Raw genomic sequence first — 26696 nt, forward strand, 5'->3', positions numbered from 1 at the left:
CTACGACTCCGCGAGGATGTCGAGCCGGTCCGTGGCGCTGGCACGGAGTTCGGGCTTGCGCACCTTGTTCGACGCCGTGAGCGGAAGCGTGTCGACGAACCAGATGTGGCGAGGCACCTTGTAGTTCGCCATGTGCTCGCGACACCAGGCGATCAGCTCCTCTTCGCCCGGGCAGCCGTCAGGGCTCGGCACGACGAACGCAGCACCGACCTCGCCGAGGCGTTGGTCGGGCACACCGATCACGGCGGCCATGCCGATCCCGGGGTGCTCGACCATGACCCGCTCGATCTCTGCGGGGTAAGCATTGAAGCCCCCGATGATGAACATGTCCTTCATGCGATCGGTGATGTCGATGTAGCCGTCGGCGTTCATGACGACGACGTCGCCGGTGTGCAGCCAACCCTCGCCATCAGCGGCGGGCTCGACCTTGCCGTCGCCGACGAGGTAGCCGGGAGTGACCTGATAGCCCCGCACCCACAGCTCACCGGGTTCTCCGGTGGGAACGTCGGCACCCAACTCGTCGACGACCCGGATCTCGACCCCATCGATGACTCGGCCCGACGTGTGTGACACCACCTCGTCGGGATCGTCGGCGAGCGTGTGGGTGACGAGCCCCGACGTCTCGGTCATCCCGTAGGCGGTCACGATGGTCTCGAAACCCAGACGCTCCCGCATGGCGACGACCATCTCGACCGGGATCGAGGCGGCACCGGTGACGCAGGCCCGCAGCGACGACAGGTCGTAGCGGTCCAGGTCGGGGTGGTTCAGCAACCCCTGATAGAGCGCCGGTGGTCCGGGCCAGATGGCGACCCGCTCCCGCTCGATGAGCTTCATCACCTCGACCGGGTCGTAGACCGGGAACGGAATGTTCACCGCACCGAACAGGAGGCACACCACGATGCCGCCGTTGAAGCCGAAGGCGTGGAAGTACGGGTTGACGATGAGGTAGGGATCGCCCTGGCGAGCGTGCATGGCGGCTGCCCAGCCGTGGAACGCCCGGATCATCGCCCCGCCGCGCACCATGACACCCTTCGGATGGCCGGTGGTGCCCGACGTGAACATGACCGCTGCGACGTCGTCGGGGGTGACGGCGGCCGAGCGGTGGTCGACGATCTCACGGTGTTCGACCGAGTCACCAAGCGCAAGGAAGTCGTCGAACGCCGACGTGGACAGATCGATGATCGGGTCACCGGCGGCCGCTCGAAGCGACGGAAGGTCGTGACCATCGAGCGACGCCCGGTACCCGGTGCCGAGAAAGCCGTCGACGATGAACACCATGCGGGCGGATGCCGTGTCGAGCACGTACGCGGCCTCGACCCCTTTGAACCGGGTGTTGACCGGCACGAGACGGATTCCGGCACGAGCGGCGCCGAGTGCGACCACCACCCACTGCCAGCAGTTCGGCGCCCAAATGGCGATGGCGTCGACCTGGTCGAGGCCGAGTGCAACCATCGCCGCTGCTGCTCGATGGCTCAGCTCGCCGAGTTCTCGGTAGCTGAGTTCGGTGTCGCCGTCGCGCAGCGCCGGCGAGTCGGCGAAGGCCGCGGTCGACCACTGCACGAGCGCGGCAAGCGTGGTGGCAGTGGGATCGAGCGCCGAGACCGGCGCGGCGGGATCGAGTGCGAGATGGTCGTCCATGGTGTCCGTTGTTCTAGTTCGTGGTGGCGGGCGCTGCCGCCCGATCGCCGTCATCCCTCGAAGTGAGGAGACCACCCAACACCATCGATGCCATCTGGTCGCCGAGGTCGGCGGGTGAGAGTGGGCCTTCGGGGTCAAACCACTCGAGCGACCAGTTGAGGGCGCCGACGATGAGGAGCCGCACGGCTGCCCGATCGAGGTCGGTTCGGATCCGTCCCGCGGCTGCAGCGCGGTCGAGCAATCGACGCCACACCTCGCCGTAGGCCCGGTGTTGGGCGATGTGGAGTGCGGCGAGGTCGGGCGGGAGTTGACCGTAAGCTCGGACGTTCGCCCGGGGATAATCGTCGCCACCGAGCACGGCAACCGTGTGCGCCACGATTGCCACTCGCAGCGCCTCGATGGGGTCGGTGTCGTCGCCGAGCGTGGCCAACGCCGCAACCACCGCGTCATGGGCGAGTGCCGTGCCGATGCGGAGCACCTCCAGCACCAGATCGTCTTTCGACGGGAAGTGGTAGTAGAGCGAGGCGTCCTGCATGTCGACCGCATCGGCGATGGTCTTCAGGCTGGTGGCGCCGTAGCCGCGGCTGGCGAGGGCGCCGGCCGCCGCGTCGAGGATGCGTTGTCGAGTCAGTTCGGACTTCTTCGCCATGCGTGTCTTCCGAGGGAGGGCCTTGACATTTTCTAGTGACTACTAGAATCTATCGTCCGATGACCTCGACGACCAGCACCACGCCCGATTCGACCGCAACCGAGTCACTCGACATCGAGTCGCTCGACGCGGCACTCCATGCCGCCGACCTTCGCGTGCTGGTGGCCTGCCTGTTCCACCTGACCGGCGACGAGCGGTGGTTGGCCGACGACCTGCGCCCCCGCCGCGACGTCCGGCTGATCGCGGATCCGTCGGCCGGCTACGACGACGAGACCGCCGCCATGATCCGCTCCGAGGTACGCGAGTGGCTGCTCGCCGAGCAGGCCACTCCCGTCATCCTCGATCCCGGCCCCGAGCGTTTCGGCGAGATGCTGTCGTTCTTCCTCGGGGAGCAGGTGCCGCCGGAGTACGAACCGATGGTTCGCCATGACTTCGGGTTCGACGCCAGCCCAGCCACGTCCGACGAAGCCGAATCGACGGCCGGCGCCCGCCGCCGGGTGATCATCGTCGGGTCCGGGGTCTCGGGCCTGTGTCTCGCTCACCGGCTCGACGAGGCCGGCTTCGATTGGCACATCGTCGAGAAGAACCCCGATCTGGGTGGCACGTGGTTCGACAATCGCTATCCGGGCTGCGGGGTCGACACGCCCAACCACTTCTACAGCTTCTCGTTCGCCTCCAATCCGGACTGGACCCACTACTTCTCCGCCGGTGATGAGCTGCGCGAGTACCTGCAGACGTTCGCCGCCAACCGATCACTCCGCGACCGCATCGAGTTCGGGGCGAGCGTGACCGCCGCCGAGTGGGACGCCGAGCGGAACCAGTGGTCGGTCACCATCGAGTCGCCGACCGGCACCAGGGTCGAGGACGCCGATGTCGTCGTGACCGCCACCGGCCACTTCAACCAGCCAGTGAGCCCGACCTTCGCCGGCACCGACGAGTTCGAGGGTGAGATCGTCCACACGGCGCACTGGCCCGAAGACCTGGATCTGACGGGCAAGCGGGTGGCGGTCATCGGCACCGGGGCATCGGCGATGCAGTTGGTGCCGACCATCGCCGATTCGGTGGCAGCCCTCACCATCTTCCAGCGCACGCCTCAGTGGGCCCGGCCGGTGCCCGAGTACCACCTGAGCGTCGAGCCCGAGGCAGCGTGGCTGTTCCGCAACGTGCCGATGTACGACCGGTGGTACCGCTTCTCGCAGATGTGGCGCTACGGCGACGGGCTTCTCCGGTTCCTGCGCCGCGATCCCGACTGGGAGCACGCCGACCGGTCGCTCAACAAGACCAATGAGCGGCATCGGGTCGAGATCGAGACCTTCATCCGTGACGAACTCGACGGGCGCGACGATCTGATCGCCAAGTGCATCCCGTCCTATCCCCCCTTTGCCAAGCGGATCCTGATCGACAACGGCTGGTTCAAGACCCTGCGACTCCCCCACGTCGAGTTGGTCACCGAGCCGATCGCCGACTTCACCGCTTCGGGTGTACGAAGCGCCGACGGCACCGTCCACGACGCCGACGTCGTCGTGTTCGCCACCGGGTTCGACGTCACGAACCTTGCCGCCAGGATCGACTTCATCGGGGCCGAAGGTCGACGACTGGCCGACGACTGGGCCGACGAGAACCCTCGAGCGCTGCTCGGCATGACCGTGCCCGACTTCCCCAATCTGTTCGTCATGTACGGGCCGAACACCAACATGGGCCACGGCGGCAGCGGGATGTGGCTCGCCGAGACCCAGGCCGACTACATCGTTGCCCGCCTGCGAGATATGGCCCAGGAGGGTCTCGCCGCGATCGACTGCTTACCGGCGCGACGCGACGAGTACACCGAACAGATCGACCAACTCCACGCCGAGCTGGTCTGGACACACCCGGGAACCGAGACCTACTACCGCAACACGAACGGGCAGGTGCGTTCGCCAATGCCGTTCCGGTTGGTCGACTATTGGACGATGACCCGGACCCGGGGCCTCGAGGACTTCGAGACCACCCCGCTTCCGGCCAGCACCACCGAGAAGGGGAACTGACCAATGCGACACGAGCGCCAGGTCGAACTGCTACGCCGAGTCCAGGAGAGCGGCGACCGCTTCCAAGGGCTCCACACCGATGCGAGCCGTACCAACTCGACCGCGTCCTACGCCGATCCCGAGCGGTTCGCCCTCGAACAGCGGAGGCTGTTCCGCAAGGGTCCGATCTTCTTCGGGCTCAGCGCCGATCTCGCCGAGCCGGGTTCCTATCGGGCGCTGCGCATGGACGGCATTCCGCTGGTCGTGGTGCGCCAGCACGACGGCTCGCTGGCGGCGTTCGTGAACGCCTGTCGCCATCGTGGGGCTCCGCTCGTCGATCCCTCGTCGACCGGAGGCGGTCGCGCCGCCCTCACCTGCCCCTACCACTCGTGGACCTTCGAGCTCGGCGGAGCGCTACGAGCTCGACCCGGATCGGCGGGCGCGTTCGACGACGTCACCATCAACTGCGACCTCCTGCGCCGTCCGGTCGCCGAGCGTCACGGCCTGATCTTCGTTCGCCCCGAGGGCGACGACCCGATCGATGTCGACGAGGTGCTGGGCGGGGCGCAGGACGACCTCGGATCCTTCGGGCTCGACCGCTATGTCCACGTCGAGAGTCGCTCGAACGAGTGGGACATGAACTGGAAGCTCTTCTTCGACACCTTCTCGGAGAGCTACCACATCCGCACCTTGCACAAGAACTCGATCGCGCCGGCGTTCAACTCCGACTGTGTGATCTTCGAAGGGTTCGGCCGGAACCTGTTGTCGGTGGGGCTGCGAGCCAACGTTCGTGAGGAGTTCGACAAGCCCGAGGACGAATGGTCGATCCTCCCCTACGGCACCATCCAGTACTTCCTCGTCCCCAACGGGCTGGTGGTGCATCAGCTCGACCATGTCGAGGTGTGGATCGTCGAACCGCTGTCGGTCAACCGGACCCGCACCACCACCTCGGTGTATGCACCGGTCGAACCGGCAACCGAGAAGGCGCGGAACTATTTCGTGAAGAATCTCGAGCTGTTGCTGCAAGTCACCGGCTCGGAAGACTTCGCCTTGATGGAGCAGATCCAACGCAGCTTCGAGTCCGGTGCGCTCGAGCAGGTCGTGTACGGCCGAATCGAGCCGCCGCTGGTGTACTTCCACGACCAGATCGATGCGGCGATCGGCCTCGCCCACACATGAATCGCTTCGACGGACGAGCCGCCATGGTGGTTGGCGGCACGTCCGGTATCGGGAGGGCAACCGCCCGACGGCTCGCTGACGAGGGTGCCGACGTCGTCATCGTCGGCCGTGACGCCGATCGGGGCGAAGCCGTCGCGACCGAGCTTGGCCCTCGAGTCCACTTCGTTGCGGCCGACGCCACGAACCGGTCCGAGCTCGATCGGGTCATCGCCGAGATCGCCCAACGCCATGGCCGACTCGACGTGCTGGTCAACGCAGCAGGTGCGGTGTCGGTACGACCCTTCGCCACCATGTCGGCCGCCCACTGGGAATCGGTACTCTCGGTGAACCTGACCGCCGTGTTCCACGCCTGTCAGGCTGCGCTCGGGCTGCTGCGCCGAACGGTGGCGGACCAGGCGGTGTCGTCGGTGTCGATCGTCAACGTCGCCTCGCTCGACGGCGTCGGCGGCGATCGAGGGATGACGGCGTACGGCGCAGCGAAGGCCGGGGTTATCAACCTCAGTCGGAGCCTTGCGCTGGAGCTCATCGAGCACGGCGTGCGGGTCAACGCCGTGTCACCCGGAGCGGTCGACACACCGATGACCGTCTCGACTGCGGGGCACCCAGATCGGGCAGCCGCGTTCACCTCGGCCATTCCCATCGGACGGTTCGGCCGACCCGAGGAGATCGCCGCCGCCATCGCGTTCGTTGCGTCCGACGATGCGTCCTTCATGGTCGGTGCCAATCTCGTGGTCGACGGCGGCGTGACCACCGCGACCGGACACCCCGACCTCCTGGGGATGTTCGGGATGACGAGCTGAGAAGACGCGACGGGAGAAGACGAGTTACTTGACAACGACGATGGTTGCGACCTTTGCTTCGACAACGTGGGCGGTCCACACCTGGAGGCGGCGCCCCACAACATGTCGATCGGCGAACACATCGCGCTGTACGCCATGATCAGCCAGCACTCCGAGGACGGTCGGGGTCAGGACATCAGCCACATGATCGAGCCCGTGCTCCGCCGAGCCACCGTCAAGGGCAACATCGTACGTGAGCACGAGGACATGCGAGCGGAGTTCAACAGATCGTCGCCGGCTGGCTCCGTTCGGCTGAGGTCGAGCAGCTCCACACCGTCACCGATGGCCTCGATCACGCGGTCGGTGGATCCTCGCCATGCTCGGGGGCGGCGCCATCGGCAAGGCCCTCATCCACCTCGACACGACCCGTCCCATCCGACCCACCCGGTCAGAGGGAGGGGAGGCCGACGATGCGGTCGGCGATGGCGCCCACCTCGGCGCTGAACTTCTTCACGCCGAGGCCGCGATAGGAGGCGTCCTCGTTGAGCATGGAGGCCAGCGAGGTCTCGATCAACGAGACGAGGGCAACAGCGATCACGCCTGCCTCGGCCCGAGCCGTCTTGCCTCGCACCGTGCGCACGGCACCCAGCAGCTCATCGACCAGGTCGAGACGCGTCTCACGCCGCACCGCCTCGACCATCAAGTTCAATCCGATCGAGGTGACGAAGTACACCGTCGCCGGCGTCTTGCGTTCGGCGGTCCAGGCGAGCAGGTGCTCGACCAGCGCGCGGAGACCGTCGACATCACCGTGGGCCGGCAGGTTGGCTCGCACCTGTTCGAGCAGTTGGTCACGGAACCGCTCCATGCCTTCGATGAGGATCTGCTCCTTTGACGCGAAGTGGTAATAGACCGCAGCGGGGGTCATCTCGACGGCGCTGGCGATGTCGAGCACCGTGACGTCGTCAACCGGCATGGTGGCGAACAGCCCCATCGCGGCGTCGATGACGTTGTTGCGCCGAGAGGGTCGGTGCGCAGGGCGTCGTTTGCTGGTTGAGCTGGCGATGAGGGCTAGGGTAGGCCAACGATGCGCTGGTGACGAAGATGCGCCGGCAGCCACCTCCGCATGACCGACTCACCCGATGACGCCACCAGCACCCAGCCGGCCCATCGGCCCTCGCGACGAAACAACATCATCGACGCGGCGATCCGTCTGTTTGCGCAGAAGGGCTACGTCGACGCCGCGATCAGCGATGTCGCCCAGGAGGCCGACGTGGTCGCGACGGCGATCTACTACCACTTCTCCGGCAAGGAGGAGCTCTATGGCGCGTGCATCACGAGAGTGTTCGAGTCGATCAGCAACGTGGCCGACCAGGCACGACGATCCGTCGGCGACGGCAGCGGGCCCGACATCACCCCCGTCATCGACGCCGTCTGGGAGTGGATCGATGAACACCCCGATGAGGCCGCGCTGCTCCATCTCCAGCTGCCCGGCGCCACACGACAGATCACCAAACTTCGCCAGGACTTCGAGGACAAGCACGTCCAGCGAGCGTTCGGCTACCTGGGCGAGTCCACGTCACGGGGTCGAGTCTCGGCGGCACGGCGAAGTGTCGAGTCGCTCACGGTTCGCACGCTGATCGACGTGTTGATCTCGGTCCACACCATGCACCGGGCCGATAGCCCGCTCAGCAACGAGTCAGGCGCCAAGCTCCGCCAGGCGCTGCACGCACTCGCCGGCCGCCTCGTCATCGACTCATCGTCGTAGGCAAACGTCGGTCGGCCGCCCCCCAGCGCTGGATCTCGCCCTGCATGGTGCGGATCTTCGTCGTCTGACCGCGAGCGAAGACCACCTCGTCGATCGCTCTCGACTCGACGCTCGAGGGTGCCCTCCCCCCTCAACGAGCCGAACGACGCATCGCCACGGTGGGTGGGGTGTCGATGCAGGCGCCCTTCGACCCCGCGTCCCGGCCGGCGGACAGGTAGCTCGCAGCGATACATCACGTCATGGTCGAGATTTCACCACAGTGATTCGAGATCGCACTCGATCGTTAGTGGAGTCATCCACTAGTTTCTTGTGAATGACTGGTGAAATCGGGAAAACAATTGCCACCGCCGTTCACGAGGCCACGGCAGCGAAGAACGGACTCGCCGTCGCCGCTGCGTTGAACTGCATCGAGCCGGCGGCGCTCGCCGAGTTCTTCCACGTGCGACTGACCGGTCACGCCGATGCCATCGCCCTCGGCACGGGCCTCCCGGCGTCACCCGGCGCGGCGAGCGGTGCCATCGTCCTCAGCGCCGACGCCGCCATGGCGGCAGGCGACCAGGGCCGCGACGTCATCCTCGTTCGCAGCGAGACCACTCCCGACGACGTCCTCGGCATGCAGGCCTCCCGCGGCATCCTCACCGTCCGAGGCGGGCTCGTCAGCCACGCCGCGGTCGTCGCACGTGGCTGGGGCATTCCCGCCGTCGTCGGTGCTGCCGACGTCCACATCGACGGCGACACGGTCACGATCAACGACACGGTCCTACGGGCCGGCGACGAGATCACGATCGACGGCAGCACCGGCGAGATCTACGCCGGGCGACTCGAGACCTTCGGGTCGGTGCCGCCACCCGAACTCGACACGCTGTTGGCCTGGGCCGACACCGTCGCCCGCGGCAGCGTGCAGGTGCGGGCCAATGCCGACACCGAGGGCGACGCCAGCCACGGTCGCGAGCTCGGCGCCCAGGGCATCGGCCTCTGCCGGACCGAGCACATGTTCCTCGCCCACGACCGGCTCCCCATCATGCGGCGCTACATCCTCAGCAACGATCCCGCCACCGAGCAGGCGGCACTCGACGAACTCGAGGCGGCGCAGGTCCACGACTTCGAGCGGCTGCTCGACGCCATGGATGCCCTCCCGGTCACCGTGCGCCTGCTCGACCCACCGCTCCACGAGTTCCTGCCCGATCTCCTCGACCTCACGGCCCGCGAGGCGAATGGCACCCTGACCGACGCCCAACGGGTCGAACTCACCGCCGTCCGTCGCCTCCATGAGACCAACCCGATGATCGGCACCCGAGGGGTCCGTCTCGGGCTCGTGCGCAGCGGCCTGTACCAGATGCAGGTGCGAGCCCTCTGCCAGGCCGCTGCGAAATTGCTCGCGCAGGGCAAGCAGCCACGGGTCGAGATCATGATCCCCCTCGTGGTCGATGCCGAGGAGCTGCGGATCACCCGCAAGTGGGTCTGCGAGGTCCTCGACGAGCTCGGGTTCGGCGACCTCAGCTCCGAAGCGGTCACGGTGGGCGCCATGATCGAAACGCCCCGCGCCGCTCTCACCGCCAAGGCGCTGGCCGAGCATGCCGACTTCTTCTCGTTCGGCACCAACGACCTGACGCAGATGACCTATGCCTTCAGCCGAGACGACGTCGAGGCTCGGCTCCTGCCTGCCTACCAGTCACTCGGCATCCTCGATGCCAACCCGTTCGCCGAACTCGACCAGGACGGCGTCGGCGAGCTCGTCCGCATCGGATGCGAGGCCGCTCGTTCGGCCAAGTCGACGATCAAGCTCGGTGTCTGCGGCGAGCATGCCGGCCACCCGGCATCGGCCGATTTCCTCGTGCGTCTCGGGGTCGACTCGGTCAGCTGCTCGCCGTTCCGTGTGCCGATGGCACGACTCGGCGTGGCTCAGGCCCTCTTGGCGTGCGGCCGAGTACACATCAACGACATCGAGTTCAGCTACGACGCCACAGCGTCGGACGAGGCGAGCAGCGAGACCGACGGCTCGACCATCGATCTGTCGTCCGATGACGATGCCCTCGACATCTCGGTCGAGGTCGACGAGGCCTTGGTCCTGCACACCATGCGTGTCCGTGGCTTCGTCACCAGCAACGGATTCAAGGAAAGCATCGGCAGCCATCCCGCCGACCTGCTCGACCAGCTGATCGAGGCCGGGCATGTCCGCTACCTCGAAGCCCGCGACATGTTCAGCCTGATGCCCGGTGGCCGGGAACGACAGGAACAGCTCCTCGCCGACTACGCCACCCCAGATCTCCAGAGCGGTCTCGCCGAGCCCTACCACGAGTTCCTCACGCTCAACGACGAGTTCAAGCAGCTGTGCACCGAGTGGCAGATGCGAGGCGACCAACCCAACGACCATGCCGATGCCGAGTACGACCAGACGTGTGTCGATCGTCTGTCGAACCTCGCCCAACGGGCCACTCCCGTAGTCGAGAGCATCGCCGCAGCACTCCCCCGCTTCGCCCGCTACAACCAGCGGCTCGGCGTCGCCGCCGACCTCGTTGCCAACGGTGAGACCAAGCGGTTCACCGGCGTGATGTGCGAGTCGTTCCACGACATCTGGATGGAACTGCACGAGGATCTGATCGTGTTGCAGGGCATCGACCGCAAGGTCGAAGGAAGCTTCTGAGCCGTTCAGAGCTCGCCCAAGCGAACGAGGGTGTGACGGAGGCGGTCGCGACCGATGGTCTCGACCGTGTCGTCGCCGTAGTGCCGATAGGCCCCTTCGATCACCATGATGAGGAACAGGTAGAGGTCGTAGAGCAGGCGTCGCTCTCGCTCGGCATCGATGGTGACCATCGCCGAGCCGTATGCAGCGATGAACGAGGCATCGGACGCCTTCGTGTAGAACTGGGCCTCCATCAGCGGATCGGCCCACAATGCACGCTCGAAGTCGATCACCCCGCTCACCGCGAGTGTCTCGGGATCGATGAACACGTTGGAGTCCCAGAGATCCCAGTGCACGAATCGACGCACCGTGACCTCGTCGAGCGCGGCGCGACGCTCGGCGATCAATGACCGGACCCGGTCGTCGGCGATCCCCAGATCGACGTCCTTCGCTTCTCGATCGGCCAGCAGGTCGTCGATCAGGTGGGCGAAGCAGTCGCCCCACGAATCGAATGACGGCGCCGACGGGGCCCCGAGTCCGAAGCCGGTGTGCGTAATGTCGTGGAGCTGCCGGAGGTGCACGGCGAGCTGTGCGTCGATGTGCTCCTGCTGCTCGGCGTCGAGTGTGGGGCGCAGCTCGCTGAGGAGCACGCCGAAGCAACGCTCCATCACGAACAGCGAGCTCGGGACGCGTCGACACGAGGTGTCCGACCAAAGCACGGCGGGAACGGGGATGGCCGTTCGTTCACCGGCCAGCTGCAGCGCAGCAACTTCGGTGGCCATGAGGTCATGCTCGTAGCGCATGACCGTCACCTCCGGAGGTGGCGCCACCTTGAGCACCGCCTGGCGTCCGTCGTCGAGACCGAGCCGGTAGGCCGCGTTGAACCATCCCTCGGTGGCCTCGTTGAACTCGACGAGGGCGACGTTCGGCCCAAAGGCGTCGGCCACGATCGCCGCAGCAATGTCTTGGGAGACGACGGTCTTGGAGATGCTGCGCATCGGTGCATTCTGGCGCACATCCCGATCGCCGACCTCGTGGATCAGGTCGACCTCTCGGGCGCCATCGTCGTCGCCTAGCGTTGTCGGCATGTCGACCCGAGTCCTCGTCCTTCCCGGCTACTCGACGTCGGACCACGCCACGCAGGTCATTCGGTCGTCCCTGGCGCTGGCCGGCCATACGCCGCACCGATGGAGGCTCGGCCGCAACGAAGGCCCGAGCCCGTCGACCACCGCTGCGCTCGCCGAACGGTTGGAGGAGCTGCATGACCGCGACGGTCGACCCGTGGCGCTCGTCGGCTGGAGTCTCGGCGGTCTCTACGCCCACTGGTTGGCGGCGGCAACGCCGCACCTCGTTCACAGCGTGACCTCACTGGGCAGCCCACTTCGGTCTGCCGATCGAACGCCTCGCCGGCTCGCCGTGCCCGTCACCTCGGTCTTCACCCGCGGCGACCGCGTGGTGCCGTGGACGATGTCGCTGGTCGACCCCACCCATCCCCGCCATGAGAACATCGAAGTGCGTGGTACGCACCTCACGCTCGGTATCGACCCCGCCGTGCTGTGGCTGATCAGCGACCGAGTGGCCCAGAACCCGGCGACGTGGCGGCCATTCTCCCCACCGTTCCCCTTCCGCCTCGCCTACCCGACACCGGATCACGTCGCGTCGCCACCAGCCGCCTGATCGACCAACCAGTTCTCAGGAAGTTCACGGCGAGGTCTCGGCACCGGCAGAGGTTGGTGGCGTTCCCTGGCGCACATGCGCTTTCGATCGTCCCCAATCCACCTCACCCTCGCCGCCATCGTGGCGATCGCCGGATGCACCACCCCAGTGTCATCGACCGAGGAGGCCCTCGCCGCCGACTCGGCGAGCGTCGAACCGACCACTGCGGCATCGGTCGTCGCCGACCTGTCAGGATCGCTCTTCGACGCCGATGTGGTCCACGTCATCGACATCAGCGCCGATGACGACGCCATCCGATCGGCCGTCGAGCGGTATCTCGCCGACGGTGAGAAGGAATGGATCAGCGCCACCGTCACGATCGATGGATTCACCTACGAGAACGTGGGGCTTCGACTCAAGGGAAACTCGTCGCTACGCGACATCACCGCCGATGCGGCGCCCGAGGAGCTGCCGTGGCTGATCCGGCTGGACGAGTATGTCGAGGGCCAGCAGCACGAGGGCTACACCGAACTCGTGGTGCGCTCCAACAACACCGAGACTGCCCTCAACGAAGCCGTCGCCCTCGAGCTCCTCGCCGAGGCGGGGCTGGCCAGCCAGTCGGCCGTCGCCACCTCGCTCAGCGTCAACGACAGCGAGCCCACCCTTCGGCTGGTCATCGAGCATCCCGACGACACCTGGATGTCCGAGCAGTTCGCCGACGACGGTGCGCTCTACAAGGCCGAGAGCACTGGCGACTACTCCTACCGCGGCACCGACTCGGAGGCCTATGACGAGGTGTTCGATCAAGAGGCTGGGAAGGACACCACCGACCTCACGCCGCTGATCGAGTTCCTCGACTTCGTGAACAACAGCGACGAAGAGACGTTCGCCGACGAGCTTGGCGACCACCTCGACGTCGAGGCGTTCGCCCGCTATCTCGCCATGATGGAGCTCGTCGACAACTTCGACGACATCGACGGTCCCGGCAACAACTCCTACCTCTTCTACGACGCCGAGACCGAGAGGTTCACCGTGGTTCCGTGGGACCTGAACCTCGCCTTCGGTGTGACGCAGGGTGGGCCGGGCGGCGGAGGCCCGGCGGGCCGCGACGGCGACCCGAACGCGGCGCGACCCGGTGGGATGCCACCGGGAGGAGCCGCTGGCCCCGGCAGCATGGGCGGCTCGAATCCGCTTGTCGAACGCTTCCTCGCCGTCGACGAGTTCGCGGCGCTCACCGACGCTGCGCTCGACCAACTCCAGAGCGACCTCTTCGACAGCGGTCGCGCCGAGGAGATCCTCGATCGCTGGACCGGCGTGCTCGAGACCGTCCCCGAACTGATCGACGCCGACACCGTCGCCGCCGAAGCCGCCACCATCCGAGAGGCACTCTCATGACGCTTGCGAACCCGATGCCACCGATCGAGCGATCCACCTCCCCGACGCCCACTGGACCGACCCACCCTCGTTCCCGTCGACGCAGGACCGTGCTCCGTTCGGTCCTCGCCGCCGTTGGCATCGCCGTCGTTGCTGCCCTCGGCACCGCGTGGTGGGCCCTCGACCGCTTCGTGATCGACCATGTCGAGATCGCCGACGTCGCGGCCTACGAATCGTCGGTGCTCGATGCGACGACCGATGCGGCCGCGTCCTCGACGCCCGCCGACACGAGCGGCTCATCTGACCCGGTCGAGGCAGGCGAGGCCACGATCACCGCGACCAGCTACCAGGCGGGTGGCACGAGCATCGAGATCTCGACCGTGGTCACAGGCTCGGGGAGTGACACGGTGACCTACTACGTCGCCGACGTCGTCGTCGACGACGCAACGAAGGTGCGGGCCGGCTTCGCCGACAACTCGTTCGGGACGAACATCGTTGCCAACACTTCCGACATTGCCGAGTCCTACGACGCCGTCTTCGCGATCAACGGGGACTATTACGGGTTCCGCGACTCGGGCATCGTCATCCGCAACGGGGTCGCCTACCGCGACGACGGCATCCGGACCGGCCTCGTCATGTACGTCGACGGCACGATGGCGGTCTACGACGAGACCGCGACCAGCGCCGACGAACTCCTCGCCGCCGGCGCCTGGAACACCTGGTCGTTCGGCCCGGCGATCGTCGACGACGGCGCGGTGCTCGACGGGATCGAGGACGTCGAGGTCGACACGAACTTCGGCAACCACTCGATCCAGGGGGTCCAGCCTCGCACGGGCATCGGCGTGATCGACGACAACCACTTCGTGTTCGTCGTGGTCGACGGCCGCAGCACGGGCTACAGCCGGGGCGTGACGATGACCGAGTTCGCCGACATCTTCGTCGAGCTCGGTGCCACCACCGCCTACAACCTCGACGGCGGCGGCTCTTCGACCATTTACTTCGACGGCGAGCTGGTCAACAACCCGCTCGGCAAGAACCGCGAACGCGGTACCAGCGACATCATCTACATCGGCTGACAGGACGCACGACGATGGTCATCCTCATTCCCGCCTATGAACCGGGCGAACGTCTCATCGAACTGATCGAGTCGATCAACCGGGCACGGATCGCCCAGCATCTGGTCATCGTCGACGACGGCTCGGGAGCATCGCATGCACCGATCTTCGACCACGCTGTCCGCCTGGGCGCCACGGTGCTCCGCTACCCGGGCGCCGGCGCATCGGTCAACCGTGGCAAAGGCGTTGCTCTCAAGTTCGGTCTGGCGAGGATTGCCGAGGCGTTTCCGGACGAACCCATCGTCAGCGCCGACTGCGATGGCCAGCACACGGTCAACGACATCGCCAAGGTTGCCGATGCCCTCGCCACCGGCACTGCACCGCTCGTGCTCGGCTCCCGGGCCTTCACGGGGGCCGTGCCGCTTCGCAGCCGATTCGGCAACGTCGCCACACGCCTCGTGTTCGCCGTCGCCACGCGATCGCCCATCGGGGATACCCAGACCGGGCTTCGGGCGTTCCGCCCCGAACTCCACGATTGGCTGCAGTCCATCGACGGTGACCGCTTCGAATATGAGCTCCACATGCTGCTGCGGGCGAAGCGAGACGGTGTGGAGATCGTCGAAGTCCCGATCGAGACGATCTACCTCGACCAGAACGCGTCGTCACACTTCCGGCCGCTCGTTGATTCTGCGCGGGTCTACTGGCCGATCGTGAAGTACAGCGTGTCGTCGCTCGCCGCGTTCGCCGTCGACTTCGGTGTCCTCTTCGCGACCATGGCCCTGACCCATCGCCTCCTGTTGTCCGTCGTCGCCGCCCGAACGATCAGCGCCTCGTTCAACTTCGTCTGCAACCGCAACCTCGTCTTCGGCCGCGACGATGGCCCGTGGCGGCCGGCTGCGGCGCGATACGGCTCACTCGTCCTCGCGCTCCTCTCCGCCAACTACGTGGTGCTCCGAGTCCTCACCTCGCTGGGACTTGGACTCGCGATCGCCAAGGTCATCACCGAGGCGACGCTGTTCACCGTGGCGTATCAGGTGCAGCGGCGGGTCGTCTTCGAACCTCGAGCACTCGACCAGTCCCGCGCCTCGACATCCGAGCGCAAGATCACCGCCGCCAGCTGACCGATGCGTCAGCGACTCGTGACCTGCTTGATCGCCTGCTCGGCTTGGCTGTGGCTCCCGACGAAGAGGATGCGCTCATCCGAGTGGGCGTTGGAAGCGAGGCGCTCCAACTGCAACTTCAGCGTGGTCGTCCCGACGACGAGGACGCCGCGGCGCATTCCTTGCTCGACCGAGTAGGCCATCAGCTGCTCGTGGGTGGCCTGGACCTCCGGGGTCTGCAGCACCGAGCCGAGCATGTCGCCAACCACGACGAACCCGGGTTCGGCCTGGTCGACCACGTCGACGAACGCTTCCGCCCAGCTCGCTGCATCGTCAGCGGTCCAGTGTCCGGCCATCGCGAAGTCGATCCGGTTGCGGTCCGAGTCAAACGAGAGGGTGTAGGCATCGGGCATGGTGCGCACCTTCTCCAGCGGTGTCGAGGAACGTGAGGCCGTTCGTTTCAGCCTCGGACGATCCCCACCCACCATGAGTCGAACGAGCGCCCTTCGGCCCTGTTCGCTCGCGGCCGCGAGGAGCGATGCTCGAACTGACCAGAGCTGATCTCGTGGATGGGGGCCGGTATGTCGCACGCCATCGTCATCCGGGTGAGTGTGCACCTTGCGGCGTTGCTCGTCGCTGGCACCGTTGCCGCCGCCTCGTGTGGAAGCGACGGGGTGGAGGACACCACGCCACCGACGACGACCATCGTCTCGGCGACCACCCGAACGACCGGAACCCCACCACCCACAACCGCGGCGACGACCTCGACGTCCACGACGACCATCACCAGTTCCGTCACGACATCGACCCCACTCCCAGCGCCACCGCTCGCCATCGACCCGGCGTGGGTCGCCTATGACGACCTCTTCGGTGTGTGGGGCGTTGCCGCCGACGACGTCCTCAACGTGCGAACGGGCCCCGGCGTGAGCAACCCGATCATCGGTGAGTTCGGGCCGACGGCTCGTGACGTGCACCGATTCGATGTCACCGAATTCGTGAGGGATCAGCGTTGGGGTGTGGTGCGTTTCGGACAGGGCGCCGGCTGGGTCAATCTGGCGTTCCTTCGTCCGGTCGGAACCACCCCGCCCATCACGATCGGCTCGGTCGATGCCTCGATCGCAGGAGCAGCCGATCGGGTTCGCGAACTCCTCGGGTCCGGCGACGTCGCCACCCTGTCCGAGCACGTCGACCCCGACCGAGGTCTGACCGTCTCCGTCCACGCCTCGATCACCGAGACGACGCCGGTGTTGTCGCTTGCGCAGGTGGCGGGATCGGCCACCGATTCCGCGACGTTGCTGTGGGGCTACACCGACGGCGACGGCGCCCCGATCGTCGAGACGATTCGGCAACGGCTCCGAGCCGTTGCCGGCGACACCGGTCTCACCAGCACCGACGCCATCGGCTACGACGTCCGCCTCGGCTTTGGCAACTCGATCGACAACATCGACCACTGGTTCCCTGGCTCGAGCGTCGTCGAGTACCACTTCGACGGCACCTCGCTCTACGGCGACTTCGACTGGAGCAGCGTCCGGTTCGTCTTCGACGCCGAGGCCGAAACGCCGAGCGGCCGACCGGTGTTGCTCGCGATCGTCCAGGACACCTGGACGATCTGAGCACCGGTCGGCCGAAGCCACAGTGGATGCCGGAACCTCAAAGGAAACGAGCAGTCCAGACGAAGGCGGCGGCCGCGGCCGCCATCAGCGCTCCCAGGCCGGCGGAGACGAACCCGAGCGTGAGCTCGCGTTCCTCGGTCGTGGTGCCCACCTTCGCTTCGATGTCGTCATAGACGGCGCGGAGTTCGTCGGCGCTGGCGGCGACGAAGGCCGTGCCGCCCGTCGTCTCGGCGACCATGGCCATCGTTTCGGTATCCGGAGGAACGGCGATCGTCTGGTTCTCGACGGTCACGCTCCCTTCGGCCGAACCGTAGGTGATGGTGGACACGGGAACGCCGGCCGCAGCCGCCGCCTCGGCTGCCTGTTCGATCGGCATGCCGACGGTCGTGGTGCCGTCGGACAACATGACGATGGTGGCAGTCGTCTCGAAACCTGGTTCGGTCGTCGTGTCGTCGTTCGTCGCTGCGCTTGCGGCAGCGGCGCTCAGGGAGGCATCGACAATCGTCGAGTCATCGGCAAGCGCCACCTCGATGGCCGATAGCGCCGCCCCGATGGCGTCACCGCCGGCGGTGCCCCGACTGGTCGTCAGGCCGGCGATGGCGGTCATCACCTGATCGTGATCGGTCGTGGCCGCCGACAGCACGCGAGCAGTGCCGTCGAAGGCGACGAGACCGACCTCGTAGTCGTCGGGGAGTTCATCGACGAACGCGATTGCCTCGGTCTTCGCCGCCTCGAGCCGGCTGGGGTCGACGTCGGTCGCCTCCATCGAGATCGAGGTGTCGATGGCCAACATCACAACGGCCGTCTCGGAACGCACGGTCATCTCAGCGACCGGTCGAGCGAGACCGACGACCATGGCCAGCGCGGCAAGACCGGCGAGCCCGGCTGCGACGTGGCGCCGCCAGCCTGGCCGCTGCGGAGCGACGGCGTCGAGAAGATCGAGGTTCGTGAATCGGACGGCGTAGCGCCTTCGCCGTCGCTGCATCACGGTGTAGAGCACCACGAGCAACAGCAGGGGAACGACGAGGAGGAGTCGAGCGGGAGCAAGGAAGGTCATCGGATGCGCTTTCGGTCGAGGTGGTAGCGGACGATGTCGCCGAGCCAGTCGCGGTTGGTGGACAACACCAAATGGTCGGCGCCGGCCGAACGGACGTTGCGCTTCATGTCTGAGCGGCGTTGCTGCGCGGCCACGGCGTACCGGGCGCGAACGTGACGGTTCGAGGTCTGCACTTCGCGCAAGCGACCGGTCTCGGGGTCGACGAGGGTCAGGAGACCCACCGGTGGCAGCTCGTCCTCTCTGCGATCCTTGATCTCGGCGACGATCGTCTTGGCGTTCGCACCCAGCGCCCGCATCGGGCGTTGCCAGTCGTCAGGACCCAGGAGGTCGGAGATCAGCACCACCGCGCCGGGGCGACGCCCGATGCGGCGGATCCGCTCGATCGCTGGGCCGAGGTCGGTCGTCCCGGTGCCGGCCAACGGGCGCCGCTCGAGCGTGAGGAGCAGCCGACGCAATTGGTCGCGGCCAGAGGCGGCCGGATGCACGGTGACCCCAGAGGGTTCTGCGATGACGGCACCGAATCGCGACCCGCCCATCGACGAGAGGAATCCGAAGGCTGCGACGGTGGCGATGGCGAGTGACCGCTTCTCCCACTCGTCGGTCCCGAAGTCCATGCTCGCCGAACCGTCGATGACGGCCCACGTCTCGAGTTCACGGTCGGCGATCGTGTCGCGAACATGGGTGTGCCCACACCGAGCCGACAGACTCCAGTCGATGCGGCGAACGTCGTCGCCCAGTTCATAGGGTCGTCCGTCGTTCAGCTCGGACCCTGGTCCGGGCAACAGTCCGCGATACTCGCCGTGCAGGAGCCCGTCGAGGCGACGCGTGACCATGAGCTCCAGTTGCCGAACCGACCGCTCGGCGCTGGGAACGGCCGAGGTGAGTGCCGTCGTCATGACGCCCACTCGGTCAACTCGGTGGACGGTGTCGTTGCATCGTGCACCACCGGGCCGTCCTGCCCTGGCGTCACCCGCGGCGCCACCACGTTGGTCACGATGCGGACGACCACCTGCTCGACGTCGATCCCATCGGCGACAGCGTCGAAGGTGAGGAGCAATCGGTGTCGGAGGACATCGCGGCTCACGTCATAGACGTCTTGCGGGAGGACGTAGCTTCGTCCCCGCATGATGGCCATCGCCCGCCCGGCCGCGATCAGGCCGAGGGTCGCCCGAGGGCTGGCGCCATTGGCAATCAGCGGGACCAGATCATCGAAGCCATGTTCGGCCGGTCGGCGGCTGGCCATCACGAGCCGGACGGCGTAGTCAACGATCGCGTCGTGGACGAAGACATGATCAACGGCGTGCTGCAGGCCGCGCAGCTCTTCCGGGCCGAAGACCCGCCTCGCCCGGGGCCGGTCGACGCTCATCCGTCGAACGATCTCCGCCTCTTCTCGAGCATCGGGGTAGTCGACGAGCACCTTCATCAGGAACCGGTCCCGCTGCGCTTCAGGTAACGGGTACACGCCTTCGGATTCGATCGGGTTCTGTGTGGCCAGCACGATGAAGGGATCGGGAACATCGTGGGTGACCCCGCCGATCGACACGTGACGCTCCGCCATCACCTCGAGCAACGCCGACTGGACCTTGGCCGGCGCTCGATTGATCTCATCGGCCAGCACGACGTTGGCGAAGATCGGACCGAGTTCGATGTCGAACCGCTCCTGGCTCTGGCGGTACATGCGGGTGCCGACCAGATCGGAAGGCACCAGGTCGGGCGTGAACTGGATGCGGGCGAAGTCGCCACCCATGATCGTGGCGACCGTCTCGGCCGCCAGCGTCTTGGCCAGGCCCGGTGCGCCCTCGAGCAGGCAGTGACCGCGGGCGAGCCAGCAGACGAAGAGCTGTTCGACCATGTGATCCTGGCCGACGAGGATGCGTTTTGCCTCGAACATGGCTTCTTCGAGCCGAGAGGCGGGGGGTCGGGGTGCCGAAGCCCGGGTGACGGCGAGTTCGGGAGTGTCGAGCGTCATGGATGTCTGCTTTCGTACGTGAGCGGAGGGGAGCGTTCAGGGGGAACGGCGGGGTCCGGACAGCGGTGAACCGGACCCCGCCGCGATCAGGGAGATCGTGGAGCGACGGCGCTAGAGCGAGCTGCCGTCGACCGTGGTGGTCGTGGTGTCGGGAACCACCGTGGCGTCGGTGGTGGCGTCACTCGTGGTGTCGTCGCTATCGGTGCTGTCCGAGGCGCCGCTGCTGGCACCGTCGCCGTCGCCCGCACCGTCGCCGGCCTTGTCACAGCCACCGTCGCCATCTCCACCGCGCATGCCGTCGCCTCGGCCGTGGCCGCGCGGTCCACGCTGCTCGACGGTTTCGTCGGTGGCGGTGTCAGTGGTGTCGCTGGTCGTTGCGTCGTCGGTGGTGTCGCTCTCGACCGACGTGGTGGTCGACGTGTCGTCCGACTGGGCCGACGCGAATCCGGCGGCGCCGAGCGTGATGCCACCGGCGACGAAGGCGGCGAGGGCGATGGGAAGTTGCTTCTTCATGTCGAGGTCTCCTTGGGTTGGGGTGGTGTTCGACATCCACCAGCCAACGGCATCGACCTGTGAGCTCTCTTGGATCGAGCAGGGAATCAGCAGGGAAGCTCGACCGAGATCCTCAGGGAGTCCTCAGGAAGGTCTCCGAGAACCCCGAGGTCGGGCGGCGACGATGACACGATGGAACCCTTTCTTCCCCCTGCTCCCCCACTCCGCCCCGCCACCTCATCGCCACCACCGACGTCGACGGTCGCAGCATCGCACCGCACACGCTCCGGCTCGGCGTGGCCCGTCCGCGGCTTGGCGCTTGCCGGCGTCCTCACGCTCGGCGGCGTCGCCGGCTTTGCCGGCGGCCTCCTCGCAGCCGACCAGCGAACAGCGACCGCTCCGGTCGCTTCGACGATCGCAACGGCGTCGCTCATGCCGTCGTCTGCAACGATGAACACAGCGGCCGTCGTTGCGGCCGTCGAACCGTCAGTCGTGTCGATCGAGACCGTCGTCTCGTCGGGTCGGGGCAGATGGGCCGTCACCGGCACTGGCGCCGGCACCGGGGTCATCCTCGATGCCGAGGGCCACGTGCTGACCAACGCACACGTGATCGAAGGGGCGTCCGAGATCAGCGTGACGATCGGCGACGACGTGCGGTCGGCCACGGTCGTCGGATCGGACACCGCCGCCGACGTCGCCGTGCTGTTGCTCGACGACCCAACCGGCATCCGGCCGGCCACACTCGCCACCACGAGCGCCGCCGTCGGTGACGACGTGATCGCGGTCGGCAACGCCCTGGCCCTCGAGGGCGGCTTGACGGTCACCCGAGGCATCGTGTCGGCGATCGATCGCTCCATCGACACCTCGTCGGGCACGATGGCCGGCCTCCTCCAGACCGATGCTGCGATCAGCTCCGGCAACTCGGGCGGACCACTGGTCGATACCAACGGCCGGGTCATCGGCATCAATACGGCGGTGGCGGCCAGTGGCAGCGGCGTACAGGCCTCGAACATCGGATTCGTGATCCCGATCGATCAGGCGCTTGCCGCCGCCGAGGACATCCTGGCGCAGGCCGACCGCTGAGGTCAGCTGCCGCGGCTCGAGGCATTGGGAACGCCCGACGGGGCGGCTGGCACGGCCGCCGATCCGCCGACGCCGGCCTGCCCACCGCGTTGGTCGTGATGCCGACCGCCGAGCGCCGGTGCGGAATCGACGACCGATCCACTGTCATCGACGAGGGCGTCGGTGAGCTGGCGATCGGCGTTGCTGCTCGTCTGGACGCTCCCGACCGTTGCCGTCGATCCGTCGTCGCCTGCCATCATGGCGCCGACGATTGCCCCGGTGGCGACCACGGCACCGACGCCCGCGATCCAGCGGGCACGGTGTGCCGCCGGGCGACCCTGCGACGGAGCCGATGCCGTCGGTGCTTCAGCAGCGCCGGAGCTCGATGGGGGCGCGGTCGGTCGCGTGGGCGGGGCCGGCGGCGCCATGGGCGGTGCGGCCGGGATGTCGGATGATGAACGGGGATCAATGGGCATGACGTCGCTCCTTTGCGATGACGGGCACGGTTCGTTGTGGTGTGTTGGTCGATCGGCGGCGCAGGTGCTGATCGATGGTTGCTGCCGTGAGACCGACGACGGCAGCGGAGGTCGCGAGCATCGCGACCCGCAGGATCGGGTTCGCACTGTGCGTTCCCGCCGTGAGGCTGTGGACCGTCGAGAGCCCGAATAGGGCGAAGCTGAGCGAGTGGGTCCATCGCCAGACCCGCCGACTGATGCGCTGGCGAAGCAGCGAGGTCGCCTCGACGGCGAGGAGGAGGTAGGTGGCGATGATCCCCCAGGCAACAGCCGCCGGCCGGTACGTGCCGGTGAACGGCACGAGGATCTCGGTCAGCCCGAAACTGACATAGGTGTCGAGTACCAGTGCACCCACGTGGATGCCGGTGAAGATCACGGCGAGGCCTCCGAGGAACCGGTGGACATCGAGCAGCCAATTGGCTCGGGGCCGCCCGCCGAGGATCCGGGTACTCAGGGCAAGGCCCCACAGCGTGCTGGCGGCAAGCAACGCCCAGGCGACGATGCCGCCCGAGCGGGCGACATACCACCACAGTTGGTCGTTCATGACAGGACTCCTTCAGGGGTGCAGAACCGACCGAAGCCGGTCGAGGTGTGGACCGAACCGTCGTCGGTCACGATGAGTGCTTCGATCCCGGATCCGTCGATGGGATCGAACCAGTGGGGCCCGCCTCGCAAGAGCAACGTCTTGGCCATGGTCTCGGCCCGCCAGCCGTCGGCGGCGATGGCGGCGGCGAAGGCGACGCCAGACGCTGCGGGTTGCTCGGTCCGTGGGTCGATGAGATGGTGGCGCCGCTCACCGTCGATCTGCCAGGCACGGCACAGCGTCGTCGAACTGGCGACGGCCCCGTCGCCGATGCCGACGAGGGCGAGTGGTTCGTCGCGGACGGGATGATCGATCGAGATCGTCCAACCCCCCGATGGCGTCGGTGTGCTGTCAGGTGCCGTACCCCGGACTCGGAGGTCGCCACCGACGTCGATACAGACGCCGTCGGCGCCGCGTCGCATGATGGCGGCGCTGACCAGATCGGCGGCCAGCCCTTTTCCGATTCCACCGGGATCGAAGCCGATGCCCATGGGCAACCGAGCGGCGGTCGCTGTGATCTCGATGTCGGTCGGCCCGTGGCGACGCAACGGAGGCTGTGGGGAGCGGCGATCATCGATCGGCCGGGCGCGCTCAGCAGACGAACGGTCCGCAGCCAACAGCTCGAACGAGCGGTCGTAGCCGGCGGCGAGCAAGGCCTCCAACTTCGTCGCGTCGACGAAGCCGCCGCTCAGCTCCCACGCGTCGATCGCCGTGCGCAGCAGGCGACGGGTTTCGTCACCGACGATGACGAACTCGCCGTTGGCGCGGTTGAGGCGTGAGATCTCGCTGTCCGATCGGAAGCGAGACCACAACGCCTCGAGGTTGCCCAGGCGGCCCAAGGCCTCGTTGGCCAGGTCCTCGGCCAGACCGTTGGGCCCGACGACCGTGATGTCGACATCGGTGCCCATGGCCCGACCGATCAGTCGGGCGACGTGGTCAGCTCCCATGGCTGGACGCATTCGCCGTCGAGGAGACCGTGGCCGGCGTCGCAGCATTGGTCGACGTCGACGAGCTCGACGTCGTGCTGGCGCTGGTGGTGTCGGTCGACGCCACCGAGACGGAGGCCGTTTCGTCGGTCGAGGCCTGCTGATTGGTGGCCATGACCGCCGTGATGCCCAGCATCGACAGACCGCTGGCGACGGCAGCGATGCGACGGGCACGCTGGGCCGGATGCGGCCGCTTCGAGCGAAGGCGGCTCACCCGGTCACGACCGGAAGTGGCGGAGGAAGTGTGTTCGAGTGACATGGTCATCTCCGTTTCTCGGGATGCCATCACGATCCGCCGCGCGCTCGCGATCCTCGCCGAGCGTTGGCCGGGAGTTCGCTGAGAATCGTCCCGAGTGCCAGCATGTCCGACACCGAGACGGCAGAGCACGAGCGAAGGGGACCGCCATGGCAGAGCAGACCGAACCGGGACGGAACACGATCGAGGTGGACGGCAAGGTGGCGGTGGTGACCGGCGCCGGCTCGGGCATCGGCCGATCGCTCGCCCTCCGGTTCGCCGAGAACGGCGCAGCGACCGTGGTGTGTGCCGATCTCCACGGCGATGCGGCGGCCGAGACGGCGGCGATGGTCTCGGAACGCACCTCGACCACCGCCGCATCGGCGGCGATCGACGTTGCCGACGAGGCCGCCATCGAAGGGTTGGTGCGCGACACGATCGCCGAGCATGGAGGCATCGACATCTTCGTGTCGAACGCCGGCTACGGCCGACGCGGCGGGCTCGACCTCCCAACCGACGAGTGGCAGCAGATGATGGCGGTCCACACCTGGTCGCATCTCGCGGCGGCCCGTGCCGTCATCCCTGGGATGGTCGAGCGCGGCGGTGGCTACCTGCTCAACACGGCCTCGGCCGCCGGGCTCCTGACCCAGATCGACTCCGGGCCCTACGCAGTGTCGAAGCATGCGGCCGTGGCCCTGGCCGAATGGCTGGCCATCAACTACGGCGACGACGGCATCGGTGTGTCGGTGCTCTGCCCGCAGGCGGTCAGGACCAACATTCTCGGTCCACGCGCCGCGAAGGAGGGTGGCCGCCAGGCCGCCGGCGACGGCATCCTCGAACCCGACGACGTCGCCGACGCCTGCATCGAGGCCATGCGCACCGGCGAGTTCCTCGTCCTCCCCCACCCCGAGGTCGCGACCTACGTCGCTCGCAAGGCGACCGACGTGGATCGCTGGCTGGCCGGTATGCGTCGCTTCCGACGCCGTCTCCGAGCCCAGTAGTTGCCCGAAACGGGTCAATCGCCAACTGCCCTCATGACGACGACGCGTCCGACGCTGTGCCATGCGTTTCATGGCCGCCCGCCATCGATCGTTCCCGGGAGCGCATCGTCTCAAGGGCTACACGATGATCGGGCTGCTCATCGCCAGCCCGCTTGTCGCCTACGGCATCCTCATCGACGAACGCTCCAGTGAGGCGGCCGTCCTGCAGCAACAGCAGGATCTCGCCGAGCTCGACGATCTGATGGGCTACGGCGGGTTGATCCACAATTTCAAGAATTGGGTGCTGCGCCCAGGTGAACCGCGGTACCGGGATGACGCCACCCGGCAGGCCAATGAGGCCATTGCCGTGCTCAACCGTCTCGATCACCACCTCAACGGCGAAACGATCGAGATGGACGATGCCTTCGCCACCATCCGGGAGTATCAGACGAACATCGACCGCGTGACCGAACTCCACCAACAGGGCTGGGACATCGAGGCGATCGACGCCGAGGTTCGCGTCGACGACGCAGCCGCGCTCGCCACGATCGATGCGCTGCAGGCCCTTATCTCTGCATCGATCGTCGAACGGCGTGCACACCTTCGACAGGAGCAACAGATGTTCTGGCTGTTGGTGGTGTCGACGGCGACGTCGATCGCCCTCCTCGACTACAGCCGGCGCCGTGCCTCGAACACGCGACTGCTCGAAGCAGCTCGGCACACCTCCGACATGGAGTCCTTCACTCGCATCGCCGCGCACGATCTGAAGGCACCGCTCAACCAGATCTCGAGCCTTGTCGACTTCATTCGTGAAGATGTCGGCGAGGCCGAACTGTCACCCGAACTCGAACATCACTTGACCCGGATCGACGAGCGGATCGTGCGGCTCAACGCCCGAATCGTCGGTGTCTTCGAGTATCTGCGGGCTGGAGACTCAAATGAGCCCATGGTCTCGGTCGATCTCCGGCAACTGATCGACGACGTGTCCGCCGCCCTCCTCGCGGACGACGTTCAAGTCGTGATCGATCCGTCGGTCGGCGTCGTGACTGGTCGACCAGCCGAGCTCGAGACGGTGGTCGGCAACCTGTTGAGTAATGCTGTCAAGCACCACCCCGATCACAGCCCCGCCATCAAGATCAAGCTCGAGAACGATGACCACGGCCCGGTGCTGCACGTCATCGACGACGGTCCCGGGTTCACGCTCGACCGCAGGCAGAGCGTGTTCGAGATGTACTCGACACTCGACCAGCTAGCTGACCCGCTCTCGGGTGTGGGGCTGGCGATGGTCCGTCGGATCGTCAACAGCTGGGGTGGTGAGATCACGATCGCCGACGTCGTCCCTCATGGCGCCGACGTCATGGTGCGTCTCCCTGCAAACTGACA

General features: G+C 66.9%; 27 protein-coding genes. 13 read left to right on the top strand and 14 right to left on the bottom strand.

Translation table 11 applies throughout. From position 1 onward, the window contains the following. Both R2733_01150 and R2733_01155 read right to left on the bottom strand, forming a co-directional pair. Positions 1–1638 carry an AMP-binding protein gene (locus R2733_01150; protein MEZ5375087.1) on the bottom strand — a complete coding sequence of 546 codons (1638 nt, stop codon included), beginning with the start codon at positions 1636–1638 and terminating at the stop codon, positions 1–3. Between the two features lie 13 nt (positions 1639–1651). Next, on the bottom strand, positions 1652–2287 hold the full coding sequence (locus R2733_01155) for a TetR/AcrR family transcriptional regulator (GenBank protein ID MEZ5375088.1): 636 nt from the start codon (positions 2285–2287) through the stop codon (positions 1652–1654). A 59-nt stretch (positions 2288–2346) separates the two neighbouring features. On the opposite strand from R2733_01155, the gene R2733_01160 reads away from it, so the two are divergent. Genes R2733_01160 through R2733_01170 form a run of 3 tightly spaced genes read left to right on the top strand, consistent with a single transcriptional unit; the run spans position 2347 to position 6269 of the window. Continuing rightward, positions 2347–4311: an NAD(P)/FAD-dependent oxidoreductase gene (locus tag R2733_01160; protein ID MEZ5375089.1), complete on the top strand. Its 1965-nt coding sequence runs from the start codon at positions 2347–2349 to the stop codon at positions 4309–4311. A 3-nt stretch (positions 4312–4314) separates the two neighbouring features. After that, on the top strand, positions 4315–5469 hold the full coding sequence (locus R2733_01165; GenBank protein MEZ5375090.1) for an aromatic ring-hydroxylating dioxygenase subunit alpha: 1155 nt from the start codon (positions 4315–4317) through the stop codon (positions 5467–5469). Further along, the gene (locus tag R2733_01170; protein ID MEZ5375091.1) at positions 5466–6269 is read left to right on the top strand and encodes an SDR family NAD(P)-dependent oxidoreductase; all 804 of its coding nucleotides are present in this window, start codon (positions 5466–5468) and stop codon (positions 6267–6269) included. The genes R2733_01165 and R2733_01170 overlap by 4 nt, the downstream gene beginning before the upstream one ends. 24 nt (positions 6270–6293) lie before the next feature. Here the strand turns inward: R2733_01170 and R2733_01175 are convergent, their stop codons facing one another. Next, complete coding sequence (locus R2733_01175) at positions 6294–6509, bottom strand: hypothetical protein (protein MEZ5375092.1); 216 nt, start codon at positions 6507–6509, stop codon at positions 6294–6296. A 187-nt stretch (positions 6510–6696) separates the two neighbouring features. Then, positions 6697–7239 carry a TetR family transcriptional regulator gene (locus R2733_01180; protein MEZ5375093.1) on the bottom strand — a complete coding sequence of 181 codons (543 nt, stop codon included), beginning with the start codon at positions 7237–7239 and terminating at the stop codon, positions 6697–6699. Between the two features lie 132 nt (positions 7240–7371). Between R2733_01180 and R2733_01185 the strand changes: the two genes are divergently transcribed. After that, positions 7372–8013, top strand: a complete 642-nt coding sequence (locus tag R2733_01185) for a TetR/AcrR family transcriptional regulator (GenBank protein MEZ5375094.1) — start codon at positions 7372–7374, stop codon at positions 8011–8013. Positions 8014–8326: 313 nt separating this feature from the next. Further along, positions 8327–10657 (top strand): putative PEP-binding protein, encoded by a 2331-nt coding sequence (locus R2733_01190; protein MEZ5375095.1) that lies wholly within the window; start codon positions 8327–8329, stop codon positions 10655–10657. Between the two features lie 5 nt (positions 10658–10662). On the opposite strand, the gene R2733_01195 is transcribed toward R2733_01190, so the two are convergent. After that, positions 10663–11724: an aminoglycoside phosphotransferase family protein gene (locus R2733_01195; GenBank protein MEZ5375096.1), complete on the bottom strand. Its 1062-nt coding sequence runs from the start codon at positions 11722–11724 to the stop codon at positions 10663–10665. On the opposite strand from R2733_01195, the gene R2733_01200 reads away from it, so the two are divergent. The 4 genes from R2733_01200 to R2733_01215 all read left to right on the top strand — a co-directional run bounded on the left by R2733_01200 (position 11723) and on the right by R2733_01215 (position 15842). After that, on the top strand, positions 11723–12313 hold the full coding sequence (locus R2733_01200) for an alpha/beta hydrolase (GenBank protein MEZ5375097.1): 591 nt from the start codon (positions 11723–11725) through the stop codon (positions 12311–12313). The two genes, R2733_01195 and R2733_01200, sit on opposite strands and share 2 nt — an antisense overlap. Before the next feature lie 75 nt (positions 12314–12388). Beyond that, positions 12389–13687 carry a CotH kinase family protein gene (locus R2733_01205; protein ID MEZ5375098.1) on the top strand — a complete coding sequence of 433 codons (1299 nt, stop codon included), beginning with the start codon at positions 12389–12391 and terminating at the stop codon, positions 13685–13687. Next, the gene (locus R2733_01210) at positions 13684–14742 is read left to right on the top strand and encodes a phosphodiester glycosidase family protein (GenBank protein ID MEZ5375099.1); all 1059 of its coding nucleotides are present in this window, start codon (positions 13684–13686) and stop codon (positions 14740–14742) included. The genes R2733_01205 and R2733_01210 overlap by 4 nt, the downstream gene beginning before the upstream one ends. Positions 14743–14756: 14 nt before the next feature. Beyond that, entirely contained in the window at positions 14757–15842 is a 1086-nt protein-coding gene (locus R2733_01215) for a bifunctional glycosyltransferase family 2/GtrA family protein (protein ID MEZ5375100.1), read from the top strand. 8 nt (positions 15843–15850) lie between these two features. Here R2733_01215 and R2733_01220 read toward each other — a convergent pair whose 3' ends face one another. After that, positions 15851–16234, bottom strand: coding sequence for a hypothetical protein (locus R2733_01220; protein ID MEZ5375101.1), 384 nt, complete (start codon positions 16232–16234; stop codon positions 15851–15853). A 168-nt stretch (positions 16235–16402) separates the two neighbouring features. On the opposite strand from R2733_01220, the gene R2733_01225 reads away from it, so the two are divergent. Then, positions 16403–17434 (top strand): hypothetical protein, encoded by a 1032-nt coding sequence (locus R2733_01225; GenBank protein ID MEZ5375102.1) that lies wholly within the window; start codon positions 16403–16405, stop codon positions 17432–17434. Positions 17435–17471: 37 nt separating this feature from the next. On the opposite strand, the gene R2733_01230 is transcribed toward R2733_01225, so the two are convergent. The 4 genes from R2733_01230 to R2733_01245 form a co-directional block, all read right to left on the bottom strand. Further along, on the bottom strand, positions 17472–18491 hold the full coding sequence (locus tag R2733_01230) for a VWA domain-containing protein (protein ID MEZ5375103.1): 1020 nt from the start codon (positions 18489–18491) through the stop codon (positions 17472–17474). After that, positions 18488–19387, bottom strand: a complete 900-nt coding sequence (locus R2733_01235; GenBank protein MEZ5375104.1) for a DUF58 domain-containing protein — start codon at positions 19385–19387, stop codon at positions 18488–18490. The genes R2733_01230 and R2733_01235 overlap by 4 nt, the downstream gene beginning before the upstream one ends. Continuing rightward, the gene (locus R2733_01240; GenBank protein ID MEZ5375105.1) at positions 19384–20460 is read right to left on the bottom strand and encodes an AAA family ATPase; all 1077 of its coding nucleotides are present in this window, start codon (positions 20458–20460) and stop codon (positions 19384–19386) included. Before R2733_01240 ends, R2733_01235 begins: the two co-directional genes overlap by 4 nt. Before the next feature lie 111 nt (positions 20461–20571). Continuing rightward, positions 20572–20973 carry a hypothetical protein gene (locus tag R2733_01245; GenBank protein ID MEZ5375106.1) on the bottom strand — a complete coding sequence of 134 codons (402 nt, stop codon included), beginning with the start codon at positions 20971–20973 and terminating at the stop codon, positions 20572–20574. A 171-nt stretch (positions 20974–21144) separates the two neighbouring features. On the opposite strand from R2733_01245, the gene R2733_01250 reads away from it, so the two are divergent. After that, positions 21145–22035: a trypsin-like peptidase domain-containing protein gene (locus R2733_01250; protein MEZ5375107.1), complete on the top strand. Its 891-nt coding sequence runs from the start codon at positions 21145–21147 to the stop codon at positions 22033–22035. 2 nt (positions 22036–22037) lie between these two features. Here the strand turns inward: R2733_01250 and R2733_01255 are convergent, their stop codons facing one another. Genes R2733_01255 through R2733_01270 form a run of 4 tightly spaced genes read right to left on the bottom strand, consistent with a single transcriptional unit; the run spans position 22038 to position 24363 of the window. Beyond that, positions 22038–22490 (bottom strand): hypothetical protein, encoded by a 453-nt coding sequence (locus tag R2733_01255; GenBank protein ID MEZ5375108.1) that lies wholly within the window; start codon positions 22488–22490, stop codon positions 22038–22040. Next, positions 22480–23073: a ferric reductase-like transmembrane domain-containing protein gene (locus R2733_01260; protein MEZ5375109.1), complete on the bottom strand. Its 594-nt coding sequence runs from the start codon at positions 23071–23073 to the stop codon at positions 22480–22482. Before R2733_01260 ends, R2733_01255 begins: the two co-directional genes overlap by 11 nt. After that, positions 23070–24059, bottom strand: a complete 990-nt coding sequence (locus R2733_01265; GenBank protein ID MEZ5375110.1) for an FAD:protein FMN transferase — start codon at positions 24057–24059, stop codon at positions 23070–23072. Before R2733_01265 ends, R2733_01260 begins: the two co-directional genes overlap by 4 nt. Continuing rightward, positions 24049–24363, bottom strand: a complete 315-nt coding sequence (locus R2733_01270) for a hypothetical protein (protein MEZ5375111.1) — start codon at positions 24361–24363, stop codon at positions 24049–24051. Before R2733_01270 ends, R2733_01265 begins: the two co-directional genes overlap by 11 nt. Positions 24364–24503: 140 nt before the next feature. Here R2733_01270 and R2733_01275 point away from each other — a divergent pair, with 140 nt between their 5' ends. Beyond that, positions 24504–25334, top strand: a complete 831-nt coding sequence (locus R2733_01275; GenBank protein ID MEZ5375112.1) for an SDR family oxidoreductase — start codon at positions 24504–24506, stop codon at positions 25332–25334. A 61-nt stretch (positions 25335–25395) separates the two neighbouring features. After that, a complete protein-coding gene (locus R2733_01280; protein ID MEZ5375113.1) occupies positions 25396–26694 on the top strand; it encodes a HAMP domain-containing sensor histidine kinase in 1299 nt (432 codons plus the stop codon). Positions 26695–26696: the final 2 nt, after the last annotated feature.

This window comes from Acidimicrobiales bacterium (genome assembly GCA_041394265.1).
Taxonomy (GTDB): domain Bacteria; phylum Actinomycetota; class Acidimicrobiia; order Acidimicrobiales; family SZUA-35; genus JBBQUN01.